Here is a 15356-nt window from a genome sequence, read left to right as displayed (position 1 = left end):
GCGAGCAGCGCGCCTCGTGCTGGACTGTCCGAACAACTGATCATGGAGAACGTGCTCATTGACGTAGTTGAGAGCCGTCGGGGCTTACCCGGCCGAAGTCCATCCCTATTGGTCGAGTCTCGATACCCACGATATTTCACCGCGCCACACCCACCGCCCTCGTCCTGAGGAGCCCGCCGCTTGGCGGGCGTCTCGAAGGACGGTTAGTTTGGTCGCCTGTCTCAGCCCCCTACCGCATCGTTGCCGACACCTCCTGCGAGGTTACCAGAATGACCTCACCGTCGAGGATCGGCTTGGCGATGCCGAAGAAGGTCGCCACCGCGGCGGAGCCGTTGTGGCGGTCCATCGCGGCCTTGTCGGCGAAGCGCTCATAGGTGGTGAACAGGCCGGGCTCGGTCTCGCTCTGCGAGACGAAGAACCCGATCGTCTCCGGCTCGTTGGCCGCGACATGGGCCGCGACGGCGACGAGGGCGTCGCGCATCGTGGCCTCGTGTCCCGCCTTGGCCCTGATGACCGCGGTGATGGTGATCATCAGAAGGTCTTCCAGTCGCCGTCGGCCTCGAACGCCGCCGCCGCCTGGTAGATCGTGGACTCGGCGTAGTCCTTGCCGATCAGCATCAGGCCGACCGGGAGGCCGTCGGAGAGGCCGCACGGCAACGTCATCGCCGGATGGCCGGTGACGTCGAACGGGCTCGTCGTCGCGGTCATTTCGAAGGCGCGCTGCACGACTTCGGCGAGCGGCGCATCCTTGGCCGGGATCGGCGTTGCGACGCAGGGCAAGGTCGGCATCAGCAAGAGGTCGTAGGAGCCGAACATCGCGTCATAGGCCGCCTTGGCCTGGATCGCGATGTTGCGTGACTTGGCGTAATAGCGGCCGCGATAGTGCTCGAGACCCCACTGGCCGACCAGCATGGTGAGCTTCAAGGTCACCGACAGATCGTCGGCGCGGTTGCGCCAACCGGAATGCGCGTCGAGCAGGCCGACGTCATAGAGGCCCTTCCAGTTGAAGCCCATGCCGTTGCCGAGCATCATCTGCACCAGGAAGCCTTCCAGCGTGATCGGATTCCACGCCGCCAGCGCATGCATGTGCTCGGGGATCGAGACCTCCGACACCGACGCGCCCATCATGGCGAAGCGCTCGGCGCCGGCCTTGACCTTGCTGACCACGCCCTCCTGCATGTTCGGCGCGCTGAAGCCTTCCTTGAGCACGCCGATCTTCAGACCCTTCACACCCTTGCCGAGCGCCTCGGTATAGGCCGCGACCTTCGGCGCGTATTGGCGCGGATCGAGGCCGTCGGCGCCCGCGAGCACTTCGAGCAGCAGCGCGTTGTCCTTGACGTTGGCCGTCATCGGACCGGTGTGGTCGATCGTCGACTCAATCGGCATCACGCCGGTGTAGGGCACGAGGCCGTGGGTCGCCTTCATGCCGTAGATGCCGCAATAGGATGCGGGGATGCGGATCGAACCGCCCTGGTCGCCGCCAATGGACATATCGACCTCGCCGGCCGCCACCAGCGCGGCGCTGCCCGAGGACGAGCCGCCGGCCGAATAGCCCATCTTCCAGGGATTGTGCACCGGCGCCGGATCGGAGGTGTGGCTGCCGCCCGACAAGCAGAAATGCTCGCAGACGGCCTTGCCGACGATGGTGCCGCCGGCATCGAGGATGCGCGAGACGATGGTGGCATCAGCGGCGGGAATGAAGCCTTCGAGGGTGGTCGAGCCGTTCATCATGGGAACGCCGGCAAGCGCGACGTTGTCCTTCAGCACGACGGTACGGCCGGCGAGCTTGCCGGAGCCAGCGCCCTTCACCTCGGTCTTGATCGCCCAGGCGTTGTACTTGTTCTCCTTGGCCGGCGGCTTGGCGCCCGGTGTGCGCGGATATTTCACCGGCGGCAGCGGGTTCGGCAGTTCGTCGATGATGTCGTACTGATCGAACATGCCGCCCATCAGCGACAGATATTCGGCGGCCTCCTCGACCGTCATGTTCATGTGCAGGCTGGCGGCGAGATCGGCGACTTCCTCGGCATTCGGGCGTTTGATGGACATGAGTCATCCTTTCTTGTGAGGACAAGCTGGAGCAGAGACAGGCGTGTGCAGTTCAGTTGCGCCGGCGCAGCCGCGCCGGAATTGGCTAGCTCGGGACCATCAGACCTTCCCGGGCCAACAAAGTCTCACGGTCGAGTTCCTCGGTGATGCGTCCCTTCTGGATGTGCAGGATGCGGTCCGATAACGACGTGATGAATTCGAGGTTCTGCTCGACGACGATCAGCGACATCTTCCAGCGCGTCTTCAGCGCCAGCAGGGTCTCGATGATCTCCTCGATGATGGAGGGCTGGATGCCTTCGGTCGGCTCGTCCAGCAGGATCAGCTTCGGCTTGGTGCAGAGGCAGCGTGCCAGCGCCAGCAATTGCTGCTCGCCGCCGGACAGCGCGCCGCCGCGGCGGTCGAGCAGCCGCACCAGGCGCGGGAAATCCTGCAGCACGGCGTCAATGACGCCGCGATCCTCCTTCGGCGCCGCGGCGAGACCCATGCGCAGGTTTTCCATGACCGAAAGATCCGGGAAGATCTCGCGGCCCTGCGGCACCAGGCCGATGCCGAGCCTGGAGCGCTCATGCGGCTTGAGATGCGTGATGGTCTTGCCGGCGAACACGACCGAGCCGTCGGTGGTCGGCAGGTGCCCCATCAAGGTACGCAGCGCCGTGGTCTTGCCCATGCCGTTGTGGCCGAGGATGCCGAGATACTCGCCGTCGGCGACCGTGAGATCGACGCCGAACAGGATCGGGATCCGGCCATAGCCGGATTTGAGACCCTTGACCTCGAGAAGCGCGCTCATGCCGCTACCTTCTTGCCGAGATAGACGTCGCGCACGCGCTGATCGGCGAGCACCTTGTCGACGGTGTCCTCGACCAGCACGCGGCCCTGGTGGAACACGGTGACGCGCTTGGCGATCTGCTTGATGAACTCCATGTCGTGCTCGACGACGACGATGGCACGGGTCTTGTTGATCTCGCGGATGATCGCGGCCGTATGAAACGTCTCCTCGTCGGTCATTCCGGCGGCGGGCTCGTCGAGCAGGATCAGTTCGGGCTCGGCGGCGAGCACCATGCCGATCTCCACCCATTGGCGCTGGCCGTGGGAGAGCGTCGCGACGATGCTGTCAGCGTAGTCCGTCAGGCGGATCATTTCCAGCACTGCATCGACCGCCGGACCCTGCTGCCGCGGTGTCGCCTTGCGGCGCACCGCCATCCAGATGTTCTCGCGTACCGAGAGGCCGTTGAAGACGTTCGGGACCTGGGTCTTGATGCCGATGCCCATACGCGCGATCTCATGCGACAGCTTGCCCGCGATCGGCATGCCGCGGAACGCAATGCTGCCCGACGTCGGCACCAGCTGTCCGGTCAGCGTCTTGAAGAAGGTGCTCTTGCCGGCGCCGTTCGGGCCGATCAGGCAGCGCAGCTCCATTTCCTGCAAGGTGAAGGTGATGTCGTCATTGGCGACCACGCCGCCGAAGCGCATCGTCAGGTGTTCGGCCTTGAGCAGAGGGACGAGGTCCGCCATGTCATTCGGCTCCTGCAGGATGCGGCGCCGCCGCTGATGGCACCGGCGGGCCATTCGTCTTCGGTTTCTTGTCCGGGATCAGCCGCATCACCAGATCACGCGCGGTCGGGAAGATGCCTTTCGGCAGCAGCAGCACGAACACGACCAGCACGCCGCCGAGCACGAGGTTCGAGTTCAGCAGCTGCTGCGAGCCGATATAGGCGACGATGTACTCGATGACGACACAGCCGATGATCGGTCCCAGCAAGGTGCCGAGGCCGCCGACGGTGATCCAGATGATGATCTCCGCCGACAAAGACAGGCTGAAGATGGTCGGGCTGACGAAGGCGCCCCAGTTGACGTAGAGCGCACCGGCAAGGCCGGCGATAGCGCCGCCGAGAATGAAGGTCAGGCACTTCACCAGCCGCGGATCATAGCCGAGCAGCGAGGCCCGCACTTCGTTCTCGCGCACGGCGACGATGATGCGACCGGCCGGCAGAGCCAGCAACAGCCGCAGCAGCAGGAACACGCCGAGCAGCACATAGGCGGTCGTCCACCACGACTGCTCCGGCGACAGCACCGTCGAGGGATCGAACGGCATGTTGAAGGTCGGCACCGCCGGCATGCCGTTGAAGCCGCCGAGCAGCGCCTTGCCGATCTTGTAGGCGTCGCCCGAGGTCGAGTTGACCGAGTTGAACAGGATCAGGGTGACGGTCAGCGTGATGACGCCGAGATAGACGTCGGAGATGCGGCCGAAGAAGATGAAGTAGCCGAGGATCGCCGCGAACAGCGCGGGCACCACGATCGCCAGCAGGATTGCCGGAGTGGAGTCCTGGAAGTTCACGGCCGCGATTGCATAAGCGTAGCCGCCGAGGCCGAAGAAGGCGGTCTGGCCGAACGACAGGATGCCGCCATAGCCCCAGATGAAGGCGAGGCTCAGCGCCAGCACCGACATCGCGGCAAACAACGTCAGCTGCATCAGGCCGAACAGCTCGATCACGCTCGGCACGATCGCGATCACGCCGATGGCGACAACGGTGCCCGCGGCCTGGAGAGCGAGACGAAGGCGCTTGTCCATCACAGGTTCCCCTTGAAGAAGCGCCCGGAGATACCCTGCGGCAGCAGACGAATGAGTACGATCGCGGTGGTGAAGACGATGACCTCGCCATAGACGGGTGTGGTGAAATAGGCGCCGATCTGGTTGACCGAGCCGAACAGGCTCGCGGCCGACAATGTGCCGGAAAGGATCGCGGCGCCGCCGCCGACCACCGTCATGAACGCCTTGGCGACATAGGCGCCGCCCATGACCGGCGTGATGCCGGACACCGGCGCCAGCAGGCCTCCCGCGAGGCCGGTGACGGCAGCACCGAGCGCAAACGTGCTCATGTAGACCCGGGCCGGGTTGACGCCGAGCGTGGCGGCCATTGCCGGATTCTGCATCGTGGCGCGGGCCACGAGGCCGAAGCGGGTGTAGCGCATCACGCCGTAGATGATCGCCATCATCACCGCCGCCATCAAGGCGAGGAACAGCGTGTAGTAGCTCGACTGGTAGGAGCCGATCGAGAAGCCGCCGAGCGGCGTCGGCACGCCCTGCTGGGTGTTGCCGTAGATCGTGGTGATGATGCCGATGATCAGCAGGCTGAGGCCCCAGGTGGCGAGCATGGAATCGACCAGGCGGCCGTAGAGGAAGCGGATCAGGCAGCGCTCGATCACGAGGCCGACGATGCCGACGAACAAGGGCGCGACGATCAGCATCGCGATCCAGATATTCACCCCGGCATTAGCCGAGATCACCGTCGCATAGGCCCCCAACATGATGAACTCGCCATGGGCGAGGTTGATGATCTTCATCATGCCGAAGATGATCGCCAGCCCCAGGCACAGCAGGAACAGCGAGGAGATTCCATTGAGAACGTCGAGCGCGAGGATGACGTAGATCGCCATGCGTCAGGTCTTTCAGGGCAGTCCGGAAAATCCGGGCCCCGCCGGATGGCGGGACCCGGCAGGCGTCAGAGATTGATGATGTACTGCTTGACGTCGTTCGGGTTCTTGACGAGGTCGCAGACGCTTGCGGTGTCCGCCGGCTTGGCGTCGGTGTAGGTCTCCAGCACCGACCATTTGCGATCCTTCACCTCGGCGAGGAACGCGTTGCGGACGGTGTGATGGGTCGGCTTGTCCAGCGAGACCTTGCCGCTCGGACCGTCGAACACGAGACCGCTCTCGAGCGCTTCGATAACCTTCATGCGGTCGATGCTGCCGGCCTTCTTGACGCCCTCGGCCCAGAGCATGACGCCTTCATAGGTGCACGAGGCGAGCTCGCTGATATAGGGCGAGTCCGGATGCGCCTTCTTGATCTTCTCGACGAAGCTCTTGGAGGCCGGCGTGGTCAGCTCCTCGAAGTAGCCATAGGCGCCGATGATGGCGTCGCTCTCGGCGGCGTCGAGCGTCGAGGGCTCGTTGACGAGGCCGAAGGTGGTCGAGGCGATCGGGATCTTCCCCTTCATGCCGGCCGCGGTCCACTGCCGGTAGAACGCGGTGTGGTTGCCGCCGACCAGCGCCGAGAGGATGAGGTCGGGCTTGGCCGCCTGGATCTTCGAGATGGTCGAGCCGAAATTGGTGACGTCGAGCGGGAAGAAGTCGGTCGAGAGGATCTCGCCGCCATTGTCCTTGCAGTACTTGGTCATCCACTTCGCGGTGATCTGACCGTAATTGTAGTCGGCGGCGATGATGTAGGCCTTCTTGCCCGCCTTCTTCATCGCGCTCGGCACCAGCTTCTCGACGGTCTGTGCCGGCGTGGTGCCGGTGCAGAAGGTGTTGCGGTCGCAGACGCCGCCTTCGTACAGCGTGTTGTAGAAGTACAGCACCTTGAAGCGGTCGAAGGTCGGCCGGATCGCCTCGCGCGAGGCCGAGGTGATGCCGCCATGCACGACGTCGACCTTGTCCTTCACGGCCAGCTGCTGGGCATATTGCGAGTACAGCTGGATGTTGGACTGGGTGTCGTAGTGCATGACCTTCAGCGGCCGCCCGAGCAGGCCGCCCGCGGCGTTGATCTCCTCAACGGCGAGCTGCAGCGCGTAGACCATCGGTGTGCCGGAGGTGCCGATCGGGCCGGACTGGTCGTGCAGGCTGCCGACGGTGATCGGGTTCTCGGCCGCGAGCGCACCCGAGCGGAACACCGCAGGTGCTGCGATCAAGGTCGAGGTCGCGATGGCCGAGCGTTGCAGGAAACGACGGCGTGAAAGAGTCATAAGGGGTCCCCATGGGTTGGCGATGCTGGTTCACGAGCCGCACGAAGTTTAAATTTACAATATTTGAAATGGCAAGTTATTTTTTGACGCCGCCTGGGTCTAGCGCGATGCGACGACCGAAAAATCGTAGCCGTCCAGCTCGGCGAGATGGATCGGGTGGCGGCCGCCGACCACCGGCCGGGCCTCGTTGCCGCGGGCGGTGCGCCCCTGCAGGGTTCGTCCGAACACGCGCCGGAGATCGCGCGCATCGAAACTCTCGGCGCGCTCGATCAGCGCGGCCAGCGCGTGAATGCCCTCGTAGCAGGACTCGCCATAGCCGTTCGCCGGCGGCGGATTGTCGCCATAGGCCGTGTAGTAGCGCTCGAGAAATGCACCATTGTTGCGCGAGCGCAGTGAGGCGAAGTAGCTGGAAGCCACGTAGACGTTCTCGGTCTCGCTACAGTCGAGGCCATACACGATGGTCTCATCGAAGGCCGAGGAGAAGCGCAGCACGTGGCGGCTGAGGCCGGCGGCGCAGAAGGCGCGATTGAACGCGATGCAGTCGGAGCCGAGGAAGACCGGCAGGACGACGTCGCTACGCGTCGCCTTGATGCGGTCGAGCATCTCGTCGAAGTCATGCACGCCGACCGGCACGTAGTGCTCGCCGGTGACGGTCCCGCCAAATCGAGCGATCAGCCGCCTGGCGATCTGCAGCGAGGAGCGCGGCCAGATATAGTCGTTCCCGCACAGAAAGAAGCGGCGGGCGCGCTTGCACTCGGAGAGCCACTGGATGGCAGGCGCCAGCAATTCGCCGGCGGTCTCGCCGGTGGTCATGACATCGCTGTCCGGCGACAGGCCTTCGAACTGCGGCGTGTAGACGAATGGCACGCGGCCGCGCGCAGCTCGGGCGACTGGATCGCGCGCATAGCTCGGCAGCATTCCGACGAGGCCATCGACCGCGAGCTCATCGACCGCCTCCGCGGCCGCCTGCCCCGCGCTGGCGCCACTGGCACCTGCATCGATGACGACGAGTTCCACCGGCCTGCGGCGGATTCCCGCAGCCTGGTTGAGCTCGGTTACGGCCAGCCGCCCACAGGCTTCGGCCGAGGGCGCCCACAACCCTGCCGAGCCGCGCTGAGGAATGATCAGGCCGATCCGAACGTTGCGCAAACGTACTGCCTTCTGCTGTTGCAGAGGACTTGCACTCACAAATCGTGCCAAGCGCGATTCGGTGCCGGCGCAGTCGTTTGTGCATCAAAGTTCGCCGATTTTGGTCTGGGAGCCGAAGGCTGATCAAAACAGCAGCCACTCGTCGCCCAATCATTGGGCAACGGCAGACAGGACCATGATGACGAGCGGCGCGGTGCGACTCAGCCCACCGGGGCAATGAGCTTGCGCATCGGATAGGACGCGGCGGTGCCGAACTTCCCGGCGGGCGTGCCGACGTCGGCATAGCCGCGAGCGAGATAGAATCGGTGCGCGGTCTCGGTGCTCAGCAGCTCGATCTCACGGGCGCCGAGCGCCACGGCTCGCTGTTCCAGCGCGGCCACCAGAGCCGAGCTCACGCCGCGAAAACGCGCTTGCGGCGACACGTAGTTCGCCGTGATCTCGTTGGGATGAGCGAGGCCGCCGACAGCGAGAATCGTCCCCTCCTCGACCGCGACCAGCAGCGTGCGGCCCTGCCCGTCGGCCCAGCTGGCGACGATCTCCGGTGTCTTGTTGGCGAGCCAGCGGCCGAGGATGTCCGGATTGCCGCGATGATCCGCCCCGCACAATTCCATGATGGAGGCGCGTAATACGGCGCAGGCTGCCTCGGCATCATCAGGCGTCGCATCGCGGATGATCATTCCAGTCCCCCCGTCGCGCGGAGGGAATGCGATGCATTCCGCTTCCGCTTACTCGCGCTTGCCCTGCACCCAGCTCTCGAGCATCTGCAGTGCCGAGGCGCGGTCGTCGTCCGACGCCTTGGCGAAGGCGCGGTTGTAGCTTTCCTTGATCCAGACCTCGTCCGGACCGGCGCTGTCGCGCGCCAGAGTGAGCCACATCAGGCCGCGCGCCGGCTGCCGGGGCAGACGGTCGCCATTGAACAGCATCTGACCAAGCAAGGCCTGGGCCTGATGCTGCCCCTTCTGGGCGGCGAGGCCGAGCCAGCGCGCGCCATAGCGAAAGTCGTCGCGCGAGGCGTCTGCCGTCTTCAGGTACATCCGCGCCAGATCGTACTGGGCGTCGGCATTGCCGAAATAGGACGCCGCGTAGGAGAACATCTCGCGGGCGCGATCCGGATCCGCCTTCACCTTCGTGTTCGGAATGCCGCTGAGATAATAGCGGCCGAGCGCGACGAAGGCATTGGCCACGATCTGGGCCTGCGGCGCCGACGGGCTGTCCTCCGCATGCGCGTTGGCGATGCGGCTGAAATAGTCGAAGGCGCGCATGTCGTCGCGCGCGACGCCGTCGCCGGCGGCGTACATCCGGCCGAGCTTGAACTGCGCGACCGGGTGGCCTTCCTCCGCAGCATATTGCAGCGCAGTCAAGGACTGGGTCGGCGACGTCGAGGAGGTCGTCGCGGGCACGGTCTTGCGCAGCGCGCCAGCACCGGCCTGCGGTCCAGCCACGGCAATCGCCGGCTCCTGGTTGACCGGAGCGCCATCGAACGCGAACGACGACGTCGGCAACGCGAGCGGGGCAACCCCCAGCATCAATGCAAAAATGATCCGATCAGATGTCCGCATAGCAATACTTCTCTTGCGCACCACCTGGGTGGGTGACGGCACCCGCCACGGCCGGTCCAACCTGCTGGGCATATTTCCAAAGTGCACCTGACGTGTGATGGGTCTCACGCGGCGTCCACTTGGTCTTGCGTGTCGCCAGCTCGGCATCGCTCAACTTGACGTTAAGGATACCTGCCTCGGCGTCGATCTCGATGGTGTCGCCATCCTCGACCAGCGCGATCGGCCCGCCGACCGCCGCCTCCGGTCCGATATGGCCGATGCAGAAGCCGCGGGTCGCGCCCGAGAACCGGCCGTCGGTGATGAGCGCGATCTTGCCGCCCATGCCCTGCCCGGTCAGCGCCGCCGTGGTCTGCAGCATTTCCCGCATGCCCGGACCGCCGCGCGGCCCCTCATAGCGAATGACGATCACCTCGCCCTCGCGATAGGTGCGCTTCTGCACGGCCTCAAAGGCATCCTCTTCCCGATCGAAGCAGCGGGCCGGCCCAGTGAATTTCAAGTTCGACATGCCCGCGACTTTCACGATCGCGCCCTCTGGCGCGAGATTGCCTTTCAGACCGACCACACCTCCGGTTGCAGTGATCGGCTGGTCGGCCGGCCTCACCACGTCCTGGTGCGGATTCCACTTCACGCCTTTGAGGTTTTCGGCGATCGTCCGGCCGGTGACTGTGAGGCAGTCGCCGTTCAAATAGCCATGGTCGAGCAACGTCTTCATCAAGAGCGGAATGCCACCAGCCTCGAACATGTCTTTGGCGACATAGCGGCCACCCGGCTTCAAATCCGCGATATAAGGTGTCTTTTTGAAGATTTCGGCGACGTCAGATAAGTCGAACTTGATGCCGGCCTCATGCGCAATCGCAGGTAGGTGCAGCGCAGCATTCGTCGACCCGCCGGACGCCGCCACAACCGCCGCGGCATTCTCCAGCGCGGCCCGCGTGACGATATCCCGTGGCCGGATGTTGGCGGCGATCAGCTCCATGACCTTCTCGCCGGCGGTCATGCAGAACGAGTCGCGAATCTCGTAGGGCGCAGGCGCACCAGCGGAATATGGCAGCGCCAGCCCGATCGCCTCGGACACGGTCGCCATGGTGTTGGCCGTGAACTGGGCGCCGCAGGCGCCGGCCGACGGACAGGCGACTCGCTCGAGCTCGTCGAGATCGTCGTCCGACATCTGACCGACCGAATGCTTGCCGACCGCCTCGAACATGTCCTGCACGGTGACCTGCTGGCCGCGGAAATTGCCCGGCAGGATCGAGCCGCCATAGATGAAGATCGAGGGCACGTTGAGCCGGACCATCGCCATCATCATGCCCGGCAGCGACTTGTCGCAGCCGGCCAGGCCGACCAGCGCATCGTACGCATGGCCGCGAATCGTCAGCTCGACCGAATCGGCGATCGCCTCGCGTGACGGCAGCGACGAGCGCATGCCGTCATGGCCCATGGCGATGCCATCCGTCACGGTAATGGTGCAGAATTCGCGCGGCGTGCCGCCGGCGTGCGCAACGCCCTTCTTCACCGCCTGGGCCTGCCGCATCAGCGCGATGTTGCAGGGCGCGGCCTCGTTCCAGCACGAAGCAACGCCGACGAAAGGCTGGTGGATCTGGGCCGTGGTCAGGCCCATCGCGTAGAGATAGGACCGATGCGGCGCACGCTCGGGCCCTTCCGTCACGTGACGGCTGGGCAGCCTGCGCTTGATGTCGGTCTTCGCGTCCATCGCTGTTCTGGCCTCCCGGTGCTGCGGAGAACGCTAAAATCCTGGAAGTGGATTTCTTGCTACCTCACACGCACTGGTACTATTCTGATCAAAGTATTTCACGACCAGGTGTGGCCAAAAAGCGGCGCGTTTGCGGAGCGCCCGAGATTGTTACCAAAACTTCGTAAACTGTGGCGAGGTCGCAACATTCGTGGCTGTTGCGCAACCATCACAGGCGGAATGAAATACCGCCAGCCTATTCCGGCACCACACCTGCGCCTCTGATCATCGGCCACCATTTGGCGATCTCGTCACGCTGCAAGGTTCCAAGCGCATCGGGGGTGCGCCGATCCGCCGGCGGCATCTGCAATCCCAGGTTTTTCAATTGGCTTTGCACATCCGGATCATTCAGGGCGGCGACGGCCGCGCCATTGAGCGTCTCGACGACATCTTTGGCCGCTCCCTTCGGCAGCCACAGTCCCGACCACAACGTCATGTGGAAGCCCGGCAGGCCCGCTTCGTCGGTGGTCGGAATCTCGGGGGCCGTATCCAGGCGCTTGGCGTCGGTGACGGCATAAGCCCGGATCATGCCGGCACGCACCTGGTTGATGGCGTTCGAGGTCTGATCGACGATGAGATCGATCTGTCCGCCGACGAGATCGTTCATCGCCGGCCCCGTGCCACGATAGGGTACGTATTGCAGCTTGATGCCGGTGATCTGCTGGAAATAGAGCCCGGCGATATGGCTGCCGGAGCCGTTGCCGGCCGTGCCGGCGGAGGCAGGGTTCGGCTGCGCCTTCAGCCAGGCGAGCAATTCGGACAGCGATTTCGCCGGCACGTTGCTCTTGCTGACGATGATCATCGGATTGCTCGGCAGCAGCACGACCGGCTCGAGATCGGCGACGAGATCATAGCCGAGCCGGTAGACCGCGCCGTTGGCGACGTGCGTACCGAGATGGCCGAAGCTCACGGTGTAACCATCCGGCCTGGAGCGCACCGCGCGCCCGACGCCGATCGATCCGCCCGCGCCGGTGACGTTCTCGACCAGCACCGGCTGGCCGAGCGTCTGCTTCATGTGCTCGGCCAGGATGCGCATCATCGCGTCCGACGGTCCGCCGGCGGCAAACGGCACGATCACCGTGATGGCGCGAGAGGGGTAGGTCTCCGCAGCAGCGGAACCGACATACAAGGCAAGCGCCATCACCACAGCGCCAAACAGGCGTCGCATCGCGGTCCTCCCTGAGCGGCCTGATCCTTCTTGTCAGACGATCAGGCGCCAAGCCGCGATGCCGACCGTCCGATTAGAACTGAGTGTAGTCGATCGGCTGATGGCGATCGAGGGTGCGCTCGACCTTCGGCAGCGGATATTTGAGTCCGGTGGCGCAGTTGAACAGCATCACGCGGTCGCTCTTCGTGACGCGGCCGTCGGCGAGGCTCTGCTTGTAGGCGGCGTAGGTCGCAGCGCCCTCGGGGCACAGCAGGAAGCCCTCCTCGCGCGCGACCTCGTTCAGCGCAGAAGAAATCTTCTCGTCATCGACCGCAATCGCGAAACCTTTGCTCTCGCGGACCGCGCGCAGGATGAGAAAATCCCCCACGGCCTGCGGGACGCGGATACCCGACGCGATCGTGTGGGCATCCTCCCAGCGCGTCGCATGCTCGACGCCCTGCTCGAAGGCGCGCACCATCGGCGCGCAGCCGGAGGCCTGCACCGCGACCATGCGCGGACGTTTTGATCCGATGAACCCAATTCTCTCGAGCTCGTCGAACGCCTTCCACATGCCGATGAGGCCGGTGCCGCCGCCGGTCGGATAGAAGATCACGTCGGGCACGTCCCAGCCGAGCTGCTCGGCGAGCTCCAGCCCCATCGTCTTCTTGCCCTCGATCCGGTACGGCTCCTTCAGGGTCGAGGTATCGAACCAGCCGACCTTGGCCTTGCCCTCGCCGACGATTTTCCCGCAGTCATCGATCAGGCCGTTGACGCGATAGACGGTCGCGCCCTGCAGCTCGATCTCGCTGACGTTTACCTCGGGCGTATCGGCCGGGCAGAAGATCGTGGTCTTGATGCCGCAGGAGGTCGCGTAGGCGGCGAGCGCGGCGCCCGCATTGCCGTTGGTCGGCATCGCCATGTGGGTGATGCCGAGCGCCTTGCCCATCGACACCGCCATGACCAGGCCGCGCGCCTTGAACGAGCCGGTCGGCAGCCGGCCTTCGTCTTTCACGATGAGCTCGCCGCCGCCGAGCTTCTTCGACAGCTTTGGCAGATTGATCAGCGGCGTCATGACCTCGCCGAGGCTGACGATGTCCTGGCACTTTCGCACCGGCAGCAGCTCGCGATAGCGCCACAGGTCGGCGGGGCGCTGCGCCAGCGCGTCCTTGGTCAGCGCCTGCTTCACGCCGGCGAGATCGTAGCGCACCAACAGCGGCTTGCCGGCTTTCGACAGGTTGTGGACCTGGTCCGCCGGATAGTGATCGCCTTCCATCGCGCATTCGAGATGGGTGACGAAGGTCGGGCGCTCGGTGGTGAGATTGTCGCTGGATTTCACGGCGGAGCCTTCTTGTTGTGCTCGTCTGGTCATCTCCGTCATTGCCGGGCTTGACCCGGCAATCCATCCTCTTCGCAAAAGGTCTTCCGAAGCGCGATGGATGCGCGGGTCAAGCCCGCGCATGACGAGTGGGGAACTGAACTACATGTTCAGCACACGCCCATAGGCGTCGAGCACGGCTTCCTTCATCATCTCCGACAGGGTCGGATGCGGGAACACCGTGTGCATCAGCTCTTCCTCGGTGGTCTCCAGGTTCATGGCGACGACATAGCCCTGGATCAGCTCGGTGACCTCGGCGCCGACCATGTGGGCGCCGATCAGCTGGCCCGTCTTCTTGTCGAAGATCACCTTCACCAGGCCCTGATCCTCGCCGAGCGCGATCGCCTTGCCGTTGCCGACGAACGGGAAGCGGCCGACGCGGATGTCGCGGCCCTGCTCCTTCGCCTTCGCCTCGGTGAGGCCGACGGAGGCGACCTGCGGATGGCAATAGGTGCAGCCCGGAATGAGGTTCTTGTCCATCGGATGCGGATGCAGGCCCTTGATCGCCTCGATGCACACCACGCCCTCATGCTCGGCCTTGTGCGCGAGCATCGGGGGACCGGCGACGTCGCCGATGGCGTAAATGCCGGGGACGTTGGTCTTGCCGTAGCCGTCGATCACGATGCAGCCGCGGTCGGTCTTCACCCCGAGCTTCTCGAGCCCGAGATTCTCGATGTTGCCGACGACGCCGACCGCCGAGATGACGCGATCGAACTCGGTCGTCTCGATCTTGCCCTTGCCGTCGTCGATCGTCGCCACCACGCTGTCGCTCTTCTTGTCGAGCTTGGTGACCTTGGCGCCGGTCATGATCTTGAGGCCCTGCTTCTCCAGCTGCTTGCGGGCGAGGCCGGCGATCTCGGCGTCCTCGACCGGCAGGATCTGCGGCAGCACCTCGACCACCGTCACCTCGGAGCCCATGGTGCGGAAGAACGAGGCGAACTCGATGCCGATCGCGCCGGAGCCGACGACGAGCAGCGACTTCGGCATCTTGTCCGGCACCATCGCCTCGAAATAGGTCCAGACCAGCTTCTTGTCCGGCTCGAGCCCCGGCAGCACGCGCGGCCGCGCGCCGGTCGCGACGATGATGTGCTTGGCCTGATAGGTGCCCTCGCCCAGAGCGCCCTTGGGCGCCTCGACGTCGGACTTGGTCACGGTGATCTTGCCGGGCGCGTCGATATTGGCGCGGCCCCAGATCACCTGGATCTTGTTCTTCTTCATCAGGAAGCCGACGCCGTCATTGAGGCGCTTGGAGACGCCGCGCGAGCGCTGCACCACCGCCTTGGGATCGTAGGAGATCTTCTCCGCAGAGAGGCCATAGTCCTTGGCGTGCTGCATGTAGTGGTAGATCTCGGCCGAGCGCAGCAGCGCCTTGGTCGGGATGCAGCCCCAGTTCAGACAGATGCCGCCGAGATAGGACTTCTCGATGATCGCGGTCTTGAAGCCGAGCTGCGCGGCGCGGATCGCGGCGACGTAGCCGCCCGGGCCGGACCCGATGATGATGATGTCGAAGGATGTGTCGGCCATGACGGCTCCCGTTCAACTGAAATTCGTAGGTCGATGGTAGGTAAAGGCGCGTTGCGTCGCCTCCGCC

Annotated in this window: 14 protein-coding genes; all 14 read right to left on the bottom strand. The window is 64.7% G+C overall.

Features of this window, described 5'->3' with window-relative positions:
• Window positions 1–229: 229 nt before the first annotated feature.
• The 14 genes from QX108_RS02195 to lpdA all read right to left on the bottom strand — a co-directional run bounded on the left by QX108_RS02195 (window position 230) and on the right by lpdA (window position 15289).
• Window positions 230–532, bottom strand: a complete 303-nt coding sequence (locus QX108_RS02195) for a putative quinol monooxygenase (protein ID WP_315779098.1) — start codon at window positions 530–532, stop codon at window positions 230–232.
• On the bottom strand, window positions 532–2046 hold the full coding sequence (locus tag QX108_RS02190) for an amidase (protein ID WP_315779100.1): 1515 nt from the start codon (window positions 2044–2046) through the stop codon (window positions 532–534). Before QX108_RS02190 ends, QX108_RS02195 begins: the two co-directional genes overlap by 1 nt.
• 85 nt (window positions 2047–2131) lie before the next feature.
• Window positions 2132–2833 carry an ABC transporter ATP-binding protein gene (locus tag QX108_RS02185; protein ID WP_257164997.1) on the bottom strand — a complete coding sequence of 234 codons (702 nt, stop codon included), beginning with the start codon at window positions 2831–2833 and terminating at the stop codon, window positions 2132–2134.
• Window positions 2830–3558: an ATP-binding cassette domain-containing protein gene (locus QX108_RS02180; RefSeq protein WP_315779103.1), complete on the bottom strand. Its 729-nt coding sequence runs from the start codon at window positions 3556–3558 to the stop codon at window positions 2830–2832. Before QX108_RS02180 ends, QX108_RS02185 begins: the two co-directional genes overlap by 4 nt.
• Window position 3559: 1 nt before the next feature.
• Complete coding sequence (locus QX108_RS02175) at window positions 3560–4615, bottom strand: branched-chain amino acid ABC transporter permease (RefSeq protein WP_315779105.1); 1056 nt, start codon at window positions 4613–4615, stop codon at window positions 3560–3562.
• A complete protein-coding gene (locus tag QX108_RS02170) occupies window positions 4615–5481 on the bottom strand; it encodes a branched-chain amino acid ABC transporter permease (RefSeq protein ID WP_012044483.1) in 867 nt (288 codons plus the stop codon). The genes QX108_RS02175 and QX108_RS02170 overlap by 1 nt, the downstream gene beginning before the upstream one ends.
• Before the next feature lie 65 nt (window positions 5482–5546).
• Window positions 5547–6785, bottom strand: coding sequence for an ABC transporter substrate-binding protein (locus QX108_RS02165; RefSeq protein WP_172131936.1), 1239 nt, complete (start codon window positions 6783–6785; stop codon window positions 5547–5549).
• Window positions 6786–6884: 99 nt separating this feature from the next.
• Window positions 6885–7934, bottom strand: a complete 1050-nt coding sequence (locus tag QX108_RS02160) for a substrate-binding domain-containing protein (RefSeq protein ID WP_315779108.1) — start codon at window positions 7932–7934, stop codon at window positions 6885–6887.
• Window positions 7935–8134: 200 nt separating this feature from the next.
• Window positions 8135–8611 (bottom strand): GNAT family N-acetyltransferase, encoded by a 477-nt coding sequence (locus tag QX108_RS02155; RefSeq protein ID WP_315779110.1) that lies wholly within the window; start codon window positions 8609–8611, stop codon window positions 8135–8137.
• Window positions 8612–8659: 48 nt separating this feature from the next.
• Window positions 8660–9376: a tetratricopeptide repeat protein gene (locus QX108_RS02150; protein WP_376698633.1), complete on the bottom strand. Its 717-nt coding sequence runs from the start codon at window positions 9374–9376 to the stop codon at window positions 8660–8662.
• Between the two features lie 103 nt (window positions 9377–9479).
• Window positions 9480–11204, bottom strand: a complete 1725-nt coding sequence (gene ilvD / locus QX108_RS02145; protein WP_315779112.1) for a dihydroxy-acid dehydratase — start codon at window positions 11202–11204, stop codon at window positions 9480–9482.
• Window positions 11205–11439: 235 nt separating this feature from the next.
• A complete protein-coding gene (locus QX108_RS02140) occupies window positions 11440–12411 on the bottom strand; it encodes a tripartite tricarboxylate transporter substrate binding protein BugD (protein ID WP_315779114.1) in 972 nt (323 codons plus the stop codon).
• Between the two features lie 73 nt (window positions 12412–12484).
• Window positions 12485–13726 (bottom strand): threonine synthase, encoded by a 1242-nt coding sequence (locus QX108_RS02135; protein WP_315779117.1) that lies wholly within the window; start codon window positions 13724–13726, stop codon window positions 12485–12487.
• A 141-nt stretch (window positions 13727–13867) separates the two neighbouring features.
• Window positions 13868–15289 (bottom strand): dihydrolipoyl dehydrogenase, encoded by a 1422-nt coding sequence (gene lpdA, locus QX108_RS02130; RefSeq protein ID WP_315719924.1) that lies wholly within the window; start codon window positions 15287–15289, stop codon window positions 13868–13870.
• Window positions 15290–15356: the final 67 nt, after the last annotated feature.

It is taken from the genome of Bradyrhizobium sp. SZCCHNR1002 (assembly GCF_032381435.1).
Taxonomy (GTDB): Bacteria; Pseudomonadota; Alphaproteobacteria; order Rhizobiales; family Xanthobacteraceae; genus Bradyrhizobium; species Bradyrhizobium aeschynomenes.
Note: the sequence above shows the minus strand (reverse complement) of the source record. Positions and strands in the feature narration are given on the sequence as shown.